This is a genomic window from Paenibacillus ginsengihumi DSM 21568 (genome assembly GCF_000380965.1).
In the GTDB taxonomy this organism is placed as follows: domain Bacteria; phylum Bacillota; class Bacilli; order Paenibacillales; family NBRC-103111; genus Paenibacillus_G; species Paenibacillus_G ginsengihumi.
Genome location: NZ_KB905552.1, coordinates 25,791 through 40,342 on the forward strand (window position 1 = coordinate 25,791; position 14,552 = coordinate 40,342).

A 14,552-nucleotide genomic window follows, 5' to 3' on the forward strand; every position below is an offset into this window, starting at 1 on the left:
AGGTGCTCCTCTCTTTGGGTGATGTTGTTTTGGGCAAACACCATTCTACCAAAGATTTGGAGCCCTTTTCATATTTTCAAGGTACGATACTTTCGAAATTCAGGATCAAATAAATCGCTTTTCCGGAATGGTTTTCTGCATCTTCCCTTTGCATTCCTTAACTAAAACAAGGTAATATTAAGAAAAAATTTGAACGGAAGGAGCAATCATGCATAACGATCTGACATCCCTGTTGCTTGTTGTAGCCCTTGCTTTTTTGGTTCCTATCGCGCTGCAATATTTCAATCTGCGGGTCATTCCCGTGGTGGTCGCCGAGATTTTCGTCGGGCTGATCATAGGCAAATCCGGGTTCAATCTTATTGTGCCGGAGGGGTGGGTTAGCCAGCTTTCGACGTTGGGGCTGATCTTTCTTATGTTTTTGAGCGGGCTTGAACTGGACGTGTCCCTCTTCAAGCCGAAAAAGACGTCGCGGGCGATTTTGGACAACTTGCCGAAGGATCATTTTAAGGACGAGCTGAGCAAGAGAAAGCCGCCGAACCCGCTGTTGCTGTCGAGTATCGTCTTCCTGCTGATCGCGGCTGTCTCTTATGGTTGTGCGGTATTTTTGCAGCAATTAAACTATATTACCGAGCCTTACTTGTTCACCATCATGATTGCCTCGATCTCCCTCGGGGTGGTCGTGCCGGTATTAAAAGAGAAAAAACTGCTGGAGCACGCTTACGGACAAACGCTGCTGCTCATTACGATCCTTTCCGATCTCATCACCATGATATTGCTGGGCGTGTATATCAGCATGCAGGCCGGCAGTACGGAGAGCTTATGGCTGCTCGGCTTGTTCTTCGTGCTCGTCTTCGTGATCTACCGTTTTGCCGCCCGGTTCATGCGTTCCAGATTCATCAGCAGGATTAGCGGCGGAGGCACGGCCCAGTTGGGCACGCGCGCAATCTTCGCGCTCATTCTCATGCTTGTCGTGCTTAGCGAGACGCTTGGCGTGGAAAGTATTCTCGGCGCTTTCCTGGCCGGGGTGATCGTATCTCTGCTGCGGCCTTCGCGCGAGATGGTCCATCAACTGGAGTCGTTCGGTTACGGGTTTCTCGTTCCGATTTTTTTCATCATGGTCGGGGTTGACCTGGATATTCCCGCCTTGGTCACCGACTGGAAGATTGTGCTGCTCATTCCGCTGCTGATCGGACTTATTTTTGTGGCGCGGTATGTTCCTACGCTGCTGCTCGGCTTCTGGTTCCGCTTCAAATACGCTTCTTCCGGCGGTCTGCTGATGGCCAGCACCTTGAGCCTGGTGATCGCCGCGGCTTCCGTAGCGTATGAATTAGGGATTATTTCGGCCGAACTGCAGGGGGCCGTGATTTTGGTCTGCGTGATCAACTGCCTGCTTTTCCCCGTGCTCTTTAATAAGCAGGTGCCCAGAGCGCAGGGCGCGCGGGTGCGGGCCTCCTTGATCGGAGCCAATCACGTGACGCTGCCGGTTTCTCAGGATTTGCTGAAAGACGGATTTGACATCGCAATATACAGCGCAGACGCTTCGGTTGGGGACGAACAATCCAAGCAGGACTACGGACGGTTTCCGCTTACCGTCGTTTCCGATTTAGAAGCGGATACCTTGCTAAAGGCAGGCGCGTTTAATACCGATGTGATCGTATTCGGCTCCATGGACGAGCTTCAGAATGCCAAGCTGGCCCGAAAGGCCAAGTCCCTGGGCATCGACAAGATTATCGTTCGGGCGGAGAGCCCGGAACTCATCCAGTCGCTGCAAGCCGAGGCGTTCAACGTCTTCTCGACGCTGTTCGCCTCCCGGATGCTGCTCAAAGGGCTGATTCAGTATCCGAGCGCCGTAATGCTGATGACCCAGGACGACTCCTTGCAGGAAATCACGGTTCAGAATCCGAAATACAATAACGTGCAGCTCAAGGAATTGCCTTTTCTCGGCGATGCCTTGATTCTGCGGATCTATCGCGGAGAATCGTTCATCGTTCCGCACGGAGCGACGCAGCTGCTTGCGCAGGACCGTCTACTGGTCAGCGGCAGCGCGGAATCGATTCAAGCGCTCAAGGCGGAGCTGGAATAAGCGGCGATGCAGGACAAGCGGCCTAATCGGGCCGCTTTTTCGTATTTAGGGCGTCCTTCGCTCCGCTTTTCTGACAGGCGCCCCTGCAACAGTTCCATTCCACGACAACTTCGTCCAGGTATTAATAAATTTGGTCCGATTTGAAAATAATGAGAGCGACAGTTCTTTCTTCTGGAGGTTAACCTATGAACCAAACGAGCTTGGACGGTAGCCGCTCAGAAACAGAGATACAACCCATTTCACCCGAGCTGGAGACGAATTTACAGTGGCTCGAAAAGCATTTTGAACACTGCGAAGATTTAACCTTTTTTCAGTGGCGCTTTGGACTGGAGCTCCGGTATACCGCCTACTCCGTCTATTTCGAATCGTTATTTGAAGATAAGACCGTCAATTATATGAAGGCATCGCTTCAGGACCTTGTTCCTCACGAAGTAGGGCCTGCCCTATCTGTCACTCCTGAAGATGTCATTCATTTTTTCGGCAACCACGGCATTTCCTCGCAATCTGCCAAGCTGATCGACGATCTGAATGAAGCGGCAGATGAGATTGTTACAGGGCATCTTCTTATTTTTTTTGACGGTTGGAATCAAGCGTTGTCTTACAAGTTTGCTTCCCTGATAACCAGGCAAGTGACCGAACCGATTGCCGAATCCGTCGTTCATGGTCCGCGGGAGAGTACCGTAGAAAACTTGCAAAAAAATATCGGCATGCTGCGCATGCGTTTAAAAACGCCCAATTTTAAACTGGAAAAGTTTACGCTCGGGGTAGAAACCAAAACAGAAATCAATATCGCTTATTTGGCCAATATCGTGAACATGGAGGTTTTGGCGGAGCTTAAAAGGCGGCTTTCCAAGATGGAGAAGGTGAATGTTCTTGACGCCTCTTATATTGAAGAGTGGGTGGAGGACTCGACTTTTTCCCCATTCCCTCAATACCGCTACACAGAGCGGCCGGATACCGCGGTTGCGGCCATGCTGGATGGCAAAATCATCGTGCTCACCGAAGGCACCGGTTCGATTCTGATATGCCCGGGACTTTTTACGGAAATGTATCAATCCGCGGAAGACTTTTACCAGAGAAGTATCATCTCCTCCCTCATTCGCCTCATGAGGATCGTGGCCTTTTTTATCGCGTTCAGCCTGCCCAGCATCTATATTGCGTTAACGACGTTTCACCCGGAATTGATCCCTACCGTCCTGCTGCTTGCCATTATGAATGCGCGGGAGGGAATTCCTTTTCCTGCATTCTATGAAGCGGCCATTATGGAATTTTTCTTCGAGCTTCTCCGGGAAGCGGGAGCGCGATTGCCCAGACAGATTGGCGCGACGATCAGCATTGTCGGCGCTCTCGTTATTGGCGAAGCGGCCATATCTGCGGGTATTGCCTCTCCGACGATGGTCGTGGTCGTTGCCTTAACCGGGATCGCTTCTTTTGCCGTTCCTCAATACAACATGGCAACCGCTTTAAGAATCATCAAGATTCCTCTTATGATTTTAAGCACATTTCTGGGCGGATTCGGTCTGATGATCGGCTATCTCTGGCTCTTGCTGCATCTAACGAGCCTCAGATCTCTCGGGCAGCCCTATCTGAACCCATTAGCGCCGCTTCGGCCAAACCAGTTATTGGATACTTTCATTCGGGCCCCGTTAAAAATGTTAATGCGTGCATCGCGCAGCAAGCAAATATCCGGAGCGAAAAAATAATAAAAGGCCATTTGTCGAAAGAAGGATCAGGTTATGCGAAAAATCGTCTTTGCCGGCTGTTTGATCGCATGCGTTCTGTTGTTGCCGGGTTGCTGGGACCGGATCGAACTGACGGATCGCTCCCTCATCTTGGGGCTGGCGATCGACAAAGCCGATCATGAATTGGTCGATCTTACCGTGCAAATCTACAAGCCCATTCATTCCGGCGGGATGGAAGGAAAGTCGGGCGGAGAGATTTCCTATGTCAATTTGCAAACGAAGGGTAACACGATGTACGACGGGATTCGGGATATTATCCTTCATGTAGGGCGCAAAGCACAGTGGAGCCATTTGCAGGCGATCATCGTCGAGGATCAGTTAGTGCAAACTTATCCGATCAGCGAGATCCTGGATTATTTTTATCGGGATTATGAGGCCCGACTGAGCTCTTCGTTTTTCATCGCCCACGGGAAAGCATCGCAATATTTGAAAAAGAAACCGATTATCGAAAAAACAGTCAGTCAACAGTTGCTGCAAATTTCCAAGAATTCCGATCGCTACAATTACAAAACGACCAACACTTCGTTACTTGATCTGTTCGTCGGTCTTCGCAGCCAGACGGGGATATCGCTTGTCCCTTACGTCACGGCAGGCGGAAACCAGGGAGAAGGGCTGGTGGCAACCGGAATGGCCGTCTTGAAAAAGGGAATGTGGAAGGGGGTTGTTTCTCCGCAAGATTCGCAAATGATCCAAATGCTGCATAACAAGTACAAGGGCGGAATGATTCGCGTGCCGTGCGAGGCGCCAAGCAAAGCAAGCAATTCCCTGGAAGTATTATCCTTCCATTCCCGATTAAAACCGCGCATGGAAGGCGAAGCTGTCAAGCTTCAAGTGTTCGTCCACCTCTCGACCGCCATTGGAGAGATGAGATGCGCGAATTTAAAAACGCAGGAGGACGAGAATAAGTTGGCTGAAGCCGCCGCCCGGACCATTGAACAATCTTTAACGAAAACGTTGAACCGAATGAAGCAAAAAAAATTGGACCTCATCGGATTAGGAGACCGGATCTATCGTAAAGATCCGGCTATATGGAAACGTTGGCGGAACAACTGGGAAGAGCGTTTCGCGAAAGCTCAAATCGAGGTTAAAGCCCATGTCGAAATCAAGAATAGCGGAACGGCAACGCCCAAACCGCTTTCAAAGGACAAGTAAGCGAAGGAGAGCGAACGGATGGTTGAGAAAATGGTCGTTGTGATTTCGAGCTATTTGGTCCTGACCATCTATAATCTGGCCAATACCGAAAAAATGGCGCCGCGCGACAAGATCGCCTATGGGGTGAGCGTGATTGTCTCAGTTTATCTTGGCGTTGAGTATGTCGGGGAATGGGGAATGCCGATCCTTCAGGATATCGCCGCATGGCTATATAAAGATTTGGGCCGTATGATCGCCCGGTATCTGGAAGAGACTTCTTAGCAAAGGAGCCAGCATCCACGTATGAATAAAGTCATCATCAGTCAAGAACAATTGATCGTATTGTTCTTTGTTTATTTGACGGGCTCTGTCATTGTCAACCTTCCCGGTCCGTTAATCGGATTCGCCCAAAACGGCGTATGGATATCCCTGCTGCTCTCCGGCACGGCCGCCCTGATTCAATTGCTGCTTGTTCTTTACTTGGACAAGGAATATCCCGGGTTGTCCTTTTGCCAATATAGCCAGACGCTGCTAGGAACCTGGCCGGCCATCGCGATTCTGATTCCCTTTATTTCGCTCTTATTTGAGATGACTACGGGAATCGTACATGAAGTCGGCAAATTTGTAAACAGCTCGTTGATGAGGCAAACTCCCCAATACATCTTCGATATCTTTATCTTCGCCACAGTGGCCATCACGGTACGAGCGGGGATCGAGGTCATGAGCCGAATGTTTGCTATTTTAATCTTCATTGTGATGCTGTTCACGATCATAAATTTGCTGTTGTCCGTTCCTAATTATCAGTTTGAATTTCTGCTGCCTATTCTTCCTGACGGCATCAAGCCTGTACTGCATGGCGCCTATATGTCCTTTGGCTTCACCCACGCAGAACCGGTCCTGCTGGGCATGCTCCTGCCCTTTGTTCGTCGGCCGGCGGGGAGTTTACATAAGAAGCTGGTGGTGGTGTTCGGGATCAGCGTGATCACATTGATTACGGTCACGCTTTCCACCATTCTCGTTTTCGGACCTTTAGCCGGGGAAAGAAAGTATTCGATGGTAGAGGTTGCACGCATGATTGACGTGCAGCCGATTATTCAGCGGGTAGAGTTTATTATTGGCTTCGTTTTGATCGTAAGCTCCTACATGAAAGCTTGCATTACCCTCTTCATATTAAATCAGTTAGTTGTCCAAACATGTAAATTAAAGGATGAGAAAGTGTTCATACTGCCTCTGACCTTCTTCAATATGATGTTCGCTTTTATTTTTCAAAGAAGCGAAGCAAAATTGACCGAGCATATTACGGTCATACTTCCTCTTTGGAAATTTAGCGGATTTACCGTTCCATTGCTCATCGTCGTTGCTGTTCATCTGCTGAGGAAGAGGATTGGCTTAAAAAAGGCGCTGTCGAATAAGTGAATCCGCATCTTCCGGATAGTGGCGATTGGAAGAAAACAAGCGATGCCGGGATACGAGCGTCGCTTGTTTTGGCCCATTTGCCGCGGCGGATCGAGGTTCGCGCCGCCCGAGGGCGGAATCATCGCGCTGCACCTCAAAAAAAGCCCTTACAAAAGTCAAAAATGGCGCGTTTATGGTTGGTTTGATAGCGGTTACAATCACAGGTAAGGAGGAGATTTTGTGAAGGACACGAGGATCGATCACACCGTCGGCGGCACGGCAGCGAAGGCAGCCGGCAAAGCCGTTTCTCTCAAGACCAGAAGGTGGCTGTGGTGCTATTTGTTCTTGCTGCCGCAAGCATTACTGTATTTATCGTTCACCCTATACCCGATGATCATGAGTTATGTATACGCGTTTTACGATTGGAGCGGCATTGGCCCTATGGATGAATTTGTCGGATGGGACAATTTCGTTGAAACGTTAGTGGACCCGTTATTTTGGAACGCATTCAAGAACAGCTTTATTTATATGTCGTCTCTAGTGCTGGTCCAGGTGCCTCTGGCGCTGCTGCTGGCCTTGCTCTTAAGCGCTTCCTGGCTCAAGGGGGCCACTGCTTACCGCACGATCTTTTTTCTGCCTGTCGTCACTACAACGGCTATCGTAGGGCTGGTGATGCGCTTTATTTTCGGGGCATATAAAGGATTGGTCAACGAAGTGTTGATGAAGCTCGGACTGCTTAGCGCGCCGGTCGATTGGCTGGGCAGCGTGGATACCGCTCTGCTCATCGTCGTGATCGTCGGGATATGGAAGTATTTCGGCATTAAAGTGATCTATTGGTTATCGGGGATTGCCACATTGCCGAAGGATATCTATGAAGCGGCCAAAGTCGATGGGGCGACTCCGTTTCAGAGTTTTCGGTATATTACGGTTCCTCTGCTGGTTCCGGTCGGGAGTGTCATTGTATTGCTGTCGGCCGTCAACGCGCTGCATGTGTTTGACCTGGTCCAATCGATGACCGGCGGCGGCCCGTCCTTCGCGACCGATATGGTGGACGTGTACATTTACCGCTATGCGTTCGGGGGCGGCGGGGAATCGCGCGTAGGCTTCGCTTCTGCAGCCGGGGTCGTGTACGGCTTTGCGATATTGTTCGTATCGCTGGCTTTCGGCCTGATCGTTCGTCTGACCGGCGGCAAGCAGGGAGCTCACCGGTAAGAAGCGCTGCGCACTGCGCAAGGATACGAAACATTCAACCATCTTCCATTCAAGAAAGGGAAAATAACTGATGAAAGCTCAAAAGGGCTGATCCGGCGTTGGTCCTGGAGGATGCCGAGGACGAAATTTCCGGTTATTACTTTGGGGACGACGTACGCCAGCGTCTATTGGATTACGCTCTGTTACCGGCTCTTGAAGCCGACGGCATCGACGAGCATACGCTGGTGAGGACGCTCTATAACCTGGCGTTAGAAGCCCTCGACAACGGCGATGTCGAACGATCGATCCATTATGATACGATTGCGGCCGAAAAAGGCTATCCCCCGTCCATGAACAATCTTGCGGAGACCTACTCTTCGATAGAGGGGTATCGGGACGACGATAAAGCCTTTTATTGGTATCAAAAGGGGGCCGAGGCGGGTCATCCCTACGCGATGAACGGTCTGGGCATGTGCTATCAGCACGGGATCGGGACGGTGCCGGATGCGGACAAAGCGATGTATTGGCTGGGCGTAGCCGCAGACAACGAAAACGCCCTGGCTCACAACAACTTGGCGGCAATATATTACGACGGAGAGCTGGTGCCGCAAAATATAGGCGAGGCGCTTGTTCATTTCGAGGAGGGCGAGCGGCTGGGCTCTCCCCATTATGGGTGGCTCGGATACTTGCACGACAGCCTGGGGAACTTGGAGAAGGCATTGCATTATTTCCGGCTTGACTACGAGGAAGGCAGCGATGTCGGGGCTTACAATCTAGGGATTTTTCACCGCGAAGGGCTAGGCACGGCCAAAGATGTCGGCGCGGCGATCGCTTATTTTCAAGAGGCATGGGAAAGGGGTTATCCGCAGGCTCATATCGAGCTGGCCTCCATTTATGTGAACGAACCGGGATTTGCGAACGAGGCCTTGGCTAAGAAGCATGCGGCCAAAGCCCGCCAGGCGAGACTCGATCTCCCGGACGGTTTGGCGGGCTTGCTGTAAAATGGGGCCATCCGGGCCGCATGGCGGCCCCTTAGTCTTCGACTTTCCTAACGTCGACGGTAACCTTCAGCGCCTGGCCGCCGCTGCCGCGGTATACGCCTTTGACCGGGACGATATCGTGATAGTCGCGGCCGTGGCCCAGCTTGACGTAGCGCTCCCCGACCGGCGTCTCGTTCGTCGGATCGAAGCTCCGCCAGCCGAGCCAAGGCACGTAGGCTTCCACCCAGGCGTGAGACGCCTGCTCGAAGTGCGTGCCGCCCTGCAGGTCGCCGACGAAGTGATAGCCGCTCACGTAACGGGCGGGCACCCCGAGCGCCCGGCTGCAGGCGATCATGAGATGCGCGAAGTCCTGGCAGACGCCGCGCTTGTTATCCAGCAGGTCGGCTGCCTTCGTCGTGACGGTCGTCGCTTCCGGATCGTAAGCGAAGTCGCTGCGGATTTTGCCGGACAACGCTTCTAGCCAGCCTAGGACACTGAGCGTTCGCCCGCCTTCGCCGGCCGCCGCTTCAACACAATGCGCAAACCGCTCGATTTCCGGAGTCATCGCCGTATAAGCCGTCGGCAGCAAAAACTCGGCAAAGCGGTTTTTCGCCTCCTCGCTCGTCAGCCACAGCCAGCCTTCCTGCGCCGGTCTGCCGGCAGCTCGCCGCGGCGCCTCTCCGGGGGCGGGCTCTTCCCGGGTGACGACTGTCATCTGTGTCCGAATCGTCAGCTTGCGATGCAGTTCGTTGACGGAGAAGGCATGCACCCGGTTGCCGAAATAATCCTCGTAGCTGAAGAGGGAAGCGTTCGGCTCGATCGCTATCGCCTGATGGTAGCATGACTGGCGTTCGTTCGTGCTCGGCGTCAGCCGAATTTCATTGACACTGTCCGCCGCGGGGGCATCGTACTCGTATTGCGTGACGTGGGAGATGCTGAGCTTCATGCGCTGACCTCCCCCAGTCGAAAGAAGGTTTGGGCGAACGCATGGCCGAGCTGGCGGCACGATTCCATCCAGTGCCCGACGATCGCGCCGCTCCGGTCCGCGGCGAGGTCGTCGCGCTCCAGACAATCGAGCTCCGCCTTCACCTTGCCCACTTGGCGAATCATTCGCTCATGGGCCGTGCGCAGCTGTTTGTCCTGCAGCTCGATCTGACGCATATGGCCGTCCAGCGCATGGAACGCGTAATGGACGGAGCGGGGGAACGCGCGATTTAGCATCACAAATTCCAGAATCGCTTCGACTGAGAAGGCGTCCGCGTAATACCGCCGAAACGGCTGATAGGCGCTTAACGATTTCAGCACGGCCAGCAAATAAGCATAGCCGCCTGCGGAGCTCAAGTCATTCGCGCCGGCCGCGCCGCCGACTGTCTTGATAATGCGCAGCGTGTTTTCGGCCCGTTCCAGATAACGCCCGCACTCGATGAAATGCCACTCGTTCTCGCGCGGCATGACGGATTGCCCGAACCCTTGGAACAAGGAGGTCCATTCTTTGATTTTGCCGAAGAACAGATGCGGCGACTCCTTCATCATATCTTCCGGTTCCTTGTCTCTGAGCCACAGATAGAACGCGTTCACGACGTCCCACAGCTCGGAGGGCAGCTTCTCGCGCAGCGAGCGGAGATTGCCGCGCGCGTGATTGACGCAGCAGACGAGGGAATTGTCGTGCTCGCGGTCCAGCGTGACGTAGCGCAGCACCTCCTGCTCGGCATACACGCCGTAGCGCTGCTCGTACGATTCCCGGCTGCCCAGCGTCTCCACGATGCGCCTCCATTTGCACAGGCGGTTGTCTGCATCGCTGTCCGGAGCGCGACCGTCCGCGGCATCGTCCTCAACTTGGAGATGATAATGCACGTCGATCAGTCTGGCGTGATTTTCCGCCCGCTCCATATAACGTCCAATCCAAAACAACGCTTCAGCCGTTCGATTCAGCATGCATGCGTCCTCCCTTCGCGTTCTATCGATTCAGCACCCAGGTATCTTTGACGCCTCCGCCCTGCGACGAATTGACGACGAGCGAGCCTTCCTGCATCGCCACTCTCGTCAGCCCGCCGGCGATGACATGAATGTCTTTGCCCATCAGGGCAAAAGCGCGAAGATCGATATGGCGGGGCGACATCTCGCCGCCAAGCATGACCGGGGCGCGCGACAGCTGCATAGTCGTCTGAGCGATGTACCGGCCCGGGGCCTTGCGGATCGCGTCGGCGAACTGGGCAATTTCCTTGGCCGTGGCGGCCGGTCCGATCAGCATGCCGTAGCCGCCGGAGAGGGACGTCTCCTTCACCACCAGCTGATGCAGATGCTCCAGCGCGTATTCTCTCTCTTCCTTGCGGGTCAAAATATACGTCGGCACGTTGTGCAGAATCGGTTCTTCCCCCAAGTAAAAACGAATCATATCCGGGACGTAGGCATATACAGCCTTGTCGTCGGCGACGCCCGTGCCGGGGGCGTTGGCGATCGCTACGTTGCCCGCGCGGTATGCGTTCATCAGGCCGGGCACGCCCAGCAGCGAATCGGGATGAAAGGACAGCGGGTCCAGGAAGTCGTCGTCGATGCGGCGATAGATGACGTCCACCTGGCGCAAGCCGCGCAAATCGCGCAAATAAATTTTATGATCCTTATAGACGAGATCGCGTCCTTCCACCAAATGAATGCCGAGCTGCTGCGCCAGAAAGGCGTGCTCGTAATAAGCGGAGTTGTAGACGCCCGGCGTCAGCAGGACGATGAACGGATCGCGCTTGCCGTTTGGCGCAAGCGTGCGGAGCGAAGTCAAAAAGCAGTTCAGGCTGCGTTCGATGCTCTGTACCATAGATGAAGGGAACAAATCGTGGAAAATTTCACTCATCAGCGTGCGGCCTTTGAATACGTAGGAAAACCCGGACGGCGACCGCAAATTGTCCTCGAGCAAATAATAGCGTCCCTTCTCGTCGCGGATAATATCGATGCCGGATGCAGTGATGTAGGCGCCCCCGGGGACGTCGATTCCTGCCATCTCCGGCCGGAAGTACGTGTTCGATACGATCATGCTGCGGGGGATGATGCCTGCGGATACGATCTGCTGGCCATGATAAATATCGTGAATGAATGCGTTGAGAGCTTTCACCCGCTGCGCGATGCCGCGCTCGATCGTCTCCCATTCATGCTTCGGGATGATGCGGGGAATATAATCGAAGGGAATCGTTCTTTCGAGCGGCTCGCTCTGATTCGGGCTGTACAGCGTAAACGTAATGCCTTCCTCCATCATCCGCTGGTTGAGCGCGTGCTCGCGCGCCAGCAGCTCCGTAGGCTTCATCCTGGCGAAAAATCGGTGAACCGCATCGTAATGCGGTCGAACGGAGAAGTCCTTGTCGAACATCTCGTCATAGAAGGATCGGGAATCGTAATAATGCGATCGCGACGGTCTGGCCGTAGACATGGAAGCCGCCTCCTTCAGCTGCTCCAAAAGCATAAAATGTTAACATTCATGACATTAATGTGACCTAATGTTCTTGTTTTGTACATAATCATACTAAAATCAGAATTTTTTGTCAACTTAATTAACATAGATGGACGCGCTCCTGCTTTGCATAAAATCAGCGGGATGCGAGAGACGAGCCGACTACATATATAAGGAAAAGATTCTCAACAAACACGAACGTTCGTTTTGTTGAATCACGGCAGGTATGCTGCGTCGTCGATTCGGGAGCGGCGGCGGGGCAGGTGATCGGATGGTTTTACATAAATTACCTGAAATACATGATATTTAATACGCAAAACTGTGACTTTTCTCGCTGCGCTATTATTGACAATGCATTTCATATACTTTAGTCTGGTATAAGTGCTAATGAATATGCAGCAAAAAGAATAAATGTGCATTTCGCGAGGAGGAAACAGCAAGGTGCGGGCAGGCGGCAAGAAGAAGCATACGGCAATATTATCGAGTGTTTTAGCGTTTATCTTAGTGATTGCGGGCTGCGGCGGCGCCGGTTCCGGCTCCGGATCGGGAGCGTCAGGCGGATCGGACAGCGCGAAGCTTGTGGTAACATCGTTTGGCGGCAAATATGACGAAGTGTTCAATAAATATGTCGTGCAGCCGTTCGAGGCGGCCAATCCCGGCGTAAAAGTAACGCTGGCGCCTTATACCGGCATCGCGAAGCTGTCGCAGGGCGGCGGCGACTCGATCGATATCGTGCAGCTGGACGACTTCGATCTTATTGAAGCGGGCAACAAGCAGCTGCTGCAGCCGCTGAAGAAAGAATCGTTCACCCATTGGGACAACCTCTATGAGCAGGCGTTTCTGAAGGGCTCCGACAACGAAACGTACGGCCTGACGAACGTGTTCGGCTCCTGGGGCATTGCTTACAACCCGGAGAAGGTGGACAAGCCGGCGTCGTGGAACGATCTGTGGAAGCCGGAAGTGAAGGGCAAAGTGGCGATGATGAGCCAGTGGATCCCGGATATTTTGCTGACCGCCAAGGCGGTGAACGCCAGCGATGACAACATGGCCCCGGTCTGGGACGCGTTCAAGAAAATCACTCCTTCGGTGGCGCAATACTATTCGTCGTTCTCGGCACCGGAATCGCTGTTTGGCACCGGCGAAATTACGATGGCGGCTTGGTTTGACGGACGGGCCATGGCGCTCAAGGAAGCCGGCAAAAGCGTCGATTTCGTCATCCCGCAGGAAGGCGGCGTTCTGATCCGCAGCGGGCTGGGCGTCCTCAAGAACAGCAAAAATCAGGAGCTCGCCCAAAAGTTGATCGATTTCAGTCTGACGCCGGAGGCGCAGAAAGGCTTCGCCCAAGAATTGTTCTATGGCCCGACCAACCAGACGGTCGAGCTGCCGGAAGAACTGAAGACGAAAGTCGTATACGGAAAGGAAAGCCTGGATCGCCTGCTGACCCCGGATTGGAACTCGCTGCTACCAATGAGAGAGGATTGGCTGACCCAATGGACAGAGGCAACGATGCAGTAAAAGGTTTAAGTCTCCAGCAAATTAAAAAAGTCTACCAGGACAACGTCGTCGTGGAGAGCATCGATCTGGAATTGGCCGAAGGCCAATTCCTTTGCTTGCTTGGACCGAGCGGTTCGGGGAAGACGACGCTGCTGCGGATGATCGCCGGCCTCGTCCAGCCGGACGGAGGACGGATGCTGCTGGACGGGAAGGATATCGTCTCCGTACCCGCGAACAAGCGGAATTTCGGCATGGTTTTTCAGCAGTACGCTTTGTTCCCGCATATGACCGTGTGGGACAACGTCGCCTACGGCCTGAAGGCGCGCGGCGAGAAGCCGGCGGTGATCAAGGAGAAGGTCGAGAAGTACTTGAAGCTGGTCGATCTCGGGCATTTGGCGAAGCGCAAGCCGAAGGCGCTCTCCGGCGGCCAGCAGCAGCGGGTCAGCCTGGCCCGGGCGCTTGCCGTGGAGCCGGTGCTGATGCTGTTCGATGAGCCGCTGTCCAACCTGGACGCCCGCCTCAAGGAGCTGATGCTCAAGGAGATCCGCGAGCTTCACCGCACGCTTGGCTTCACCGCCGTCTTCGTTACGCACGACCAGAACGAAGCGCTGTATCTCGCGGACAAGATCGCCGTGCTGAACAAAGGCCATATCGAGCAGTTCGGCTCGCCGGAGGAGATTATTATCCGTCCGGCAACGCCGTTCGTCGCCGATTTCTTCGGCTATACGAACCGGCTCGAGGGTGCGCAGTTGAGCGAGAAGGGCAGGGCACAGATCGGACCGGTCGCAGTGCCCGTCGGGCATGTCGCGAGCGGCGGCAAGCCCGGCGACCGGGGCGTCGTGCTGATGAGGCCGAACGCGGTGCAGGTCGCCGAGGATAGCGTGTCCGGCGATACGGCGGAGGCGACGGTGGTCGACAGCCGCTACTACGGCGGCGTGACAGAATACCGGCTCAAGCTGGAAGGGTACCCGTCGGACGATATATCGGCCGTCGTGCCGCGGCTTGTCCAGCCGCTGCCGGCCGAAGGGGCGAAGGTTCGGGTTCGTTTCATCCCGGATTCGATCGCTTTTTTTCAGGAATAGTAGGTGAGCTTGATGCCG

At 53.8% G+C, this 14,552-nt stretch carries 12 protein-coding genes; 9 read left to right on the plus strand and 3 right to left on the minus strand.

The window, feature by feature from the left end; all coding sequences use genetic code 11:
• The first annotated feature begins 208 nt into the window (after nt 1-208).
• The 7 genes from F591_RS0104145 (at nt 209) to F591_RS0104175 (ending at nt 8,543) form a co-directional block, all read left to right on the plus strand.
• Nucleotides 209-2,083, plus strand: coding sequence for a monovalent cation:proton antiporter family protein (locus F591_RS0104145; RefSeq protein WP_019533325.1), 1,875 nt, complete (start codon nt 209-211; stop codon nt 2,081-2,083).
• A 185-nt stretch (nt 2,084-2,268) separates the two neighbouring features.
• The gene (locus F591_RS0104150; protein WP_019533326.1) at nt 2,269-3,786 is read left to right on the plus strand and encodes a spore germination protein; all 1,518 of its coding nucleotides are present in this window, start codon (nt 2,269-2,271) and stop codon (nt 3,784-3,786) included.
• A 33-nt stretch (nt 3,787-3,819) separates the two neighbouring features.
• Nucleotides 3,820-4,977 (plus strand): Ger(x)C family spore germination protein, encoded by a 1,158-nt coding sequence (locus F591_RS0104155; RefSeq protein WP_019533327.1) that lies wholly within the window; start codon nt 3,820-3,822, stop codon nt 4,975-4,977.
• Nucleotides 4,978-4,995: 18 nt separating this feature from the next.
• Nucleotides 4,996-5,238, plus strand: a complete 243-nt coding sequence (locus F591_RS0104160) for a hypothetical protein (RefSeq protein WP_019533328.1) — start codon at nt 4,996-4,998, stop codon at nt 5,236-5,238.
• Nucleotides 5,239-5,259: 21 nt separating this feature from the next.
• Entirely contained in the window at nt 5,260-6,372 is a 1,113-nt protein-coding gene (locus F591_RS0104165; RefSeq protein ID WP_019533329.1) for a GerAB/ArcD/ProY family transporter, read from the plus strand.
• Between the two features lie 219 nt (nt 6,373-6,591).
• Nucleotides 6,592-7,563, plus strand: a complete 972-nt coding sequence (locus F591_RS0104170; RefSeq protein WP_019533330.1) for a carbohydrate ABC transporter permease — start codon at nt 6,592-6,594, stop codon at nt 7,561-7,563.
• Between the two features lie 98 nt (nt 7,564-7,661).
• A complete protein-coding gene (locus F591_RS0104175; RefSeq protein WP_019533331.1) occupies nt 7,662-8,543 on the plus strand; it encodes a tetratricopeptide repeat protein in 882 nt (293 codons plus the stop codon).
• A gap of 31 nt (nt 8,544-8,574) precedes the next feature.
• Here F591_RS0104175 and F591_RS0104180 read toward each other — a convergent pair whose 3' ends face one another.
• The 3 genes from F591_RS0104180 to F591_RS0104190 are packed head-to-tail and all read right to left on the minus strand — an operon-like array spanning nt 8,575 to nt 11,937.
• Nucleotides 8,575-9,468 carry a transglutaminase family protein gene (locus F591_RS0104180; RefSeq protein WP_019533332.1) on the minus strand — a complete coding sequence of 298 codons (894 nt, stop codon included), beginning with the start codon at nt 9,466-9,468 and terminating at the stop codon, nt 8,575-8,577.
• Nucleotides 9,465-10,457, minus strand: a complete 993-nt coding sequence (locus tag F591_RS0104185; protein WP_019533333.1) for an alpha-E domain-containing protein — start codon at nt 10,455-10,457, stop codon at nt 9,465-9,467. The genes F591_RS0104180 and F591_RS0104185 overlap by 4 nt, the downstream gene beginning before the upstream one ends.
• 22 nt (nt 10,458-10,479) lie before the next feature.
• A complete protein-coding gene (locus F591_RS0104190) occupies nt 10,480-11,937 on the minus strand; it encodes a circularly permuted type 2 ATP-grasp protein (RefSeq protein WP_019533334.1) in 1,458 nt (485 codons plus the stop codon).
• A 462-nt stretch (nt 11,938-12,399) separates the two neighbouring features.
• On the opposite strand from F591_RS0104190, the gene F591_RS0104195 reads away from it, so the two are divergent.
• Both F591_RS0104195 and F591_RS27345 read left to right on the plus strand, forming a co-directional pair.
• Nucleotides 12,400-13,473 carry an ABC transporter substrate-binding protein gene (locus F591_RS0104195; RefSeq protein ID WP_019533335.1) on the plus strand — a complete coding sequence of 358 codons (1,074 nt, stop codon included), beginning with the start codon at nt 12,400-12,402 and terminating at the stop codon, nt 13,471-13,473.
• Entirely contained in the window at nt 13,449-14,534 is a 1,086-nt protein-coding gene (locus F591_RS27345) for an ABC transporter ATP-binding protein (protein ID WP_019533336.1), read from the plus strand. The genes F591_RS0104195 and F591_RS27345 overlap by 25 nt, the downstream gene beginning before the upstream one ends.
• Nucleotides 14,535-14,552 lie beyond the last annotated feature (18 nt).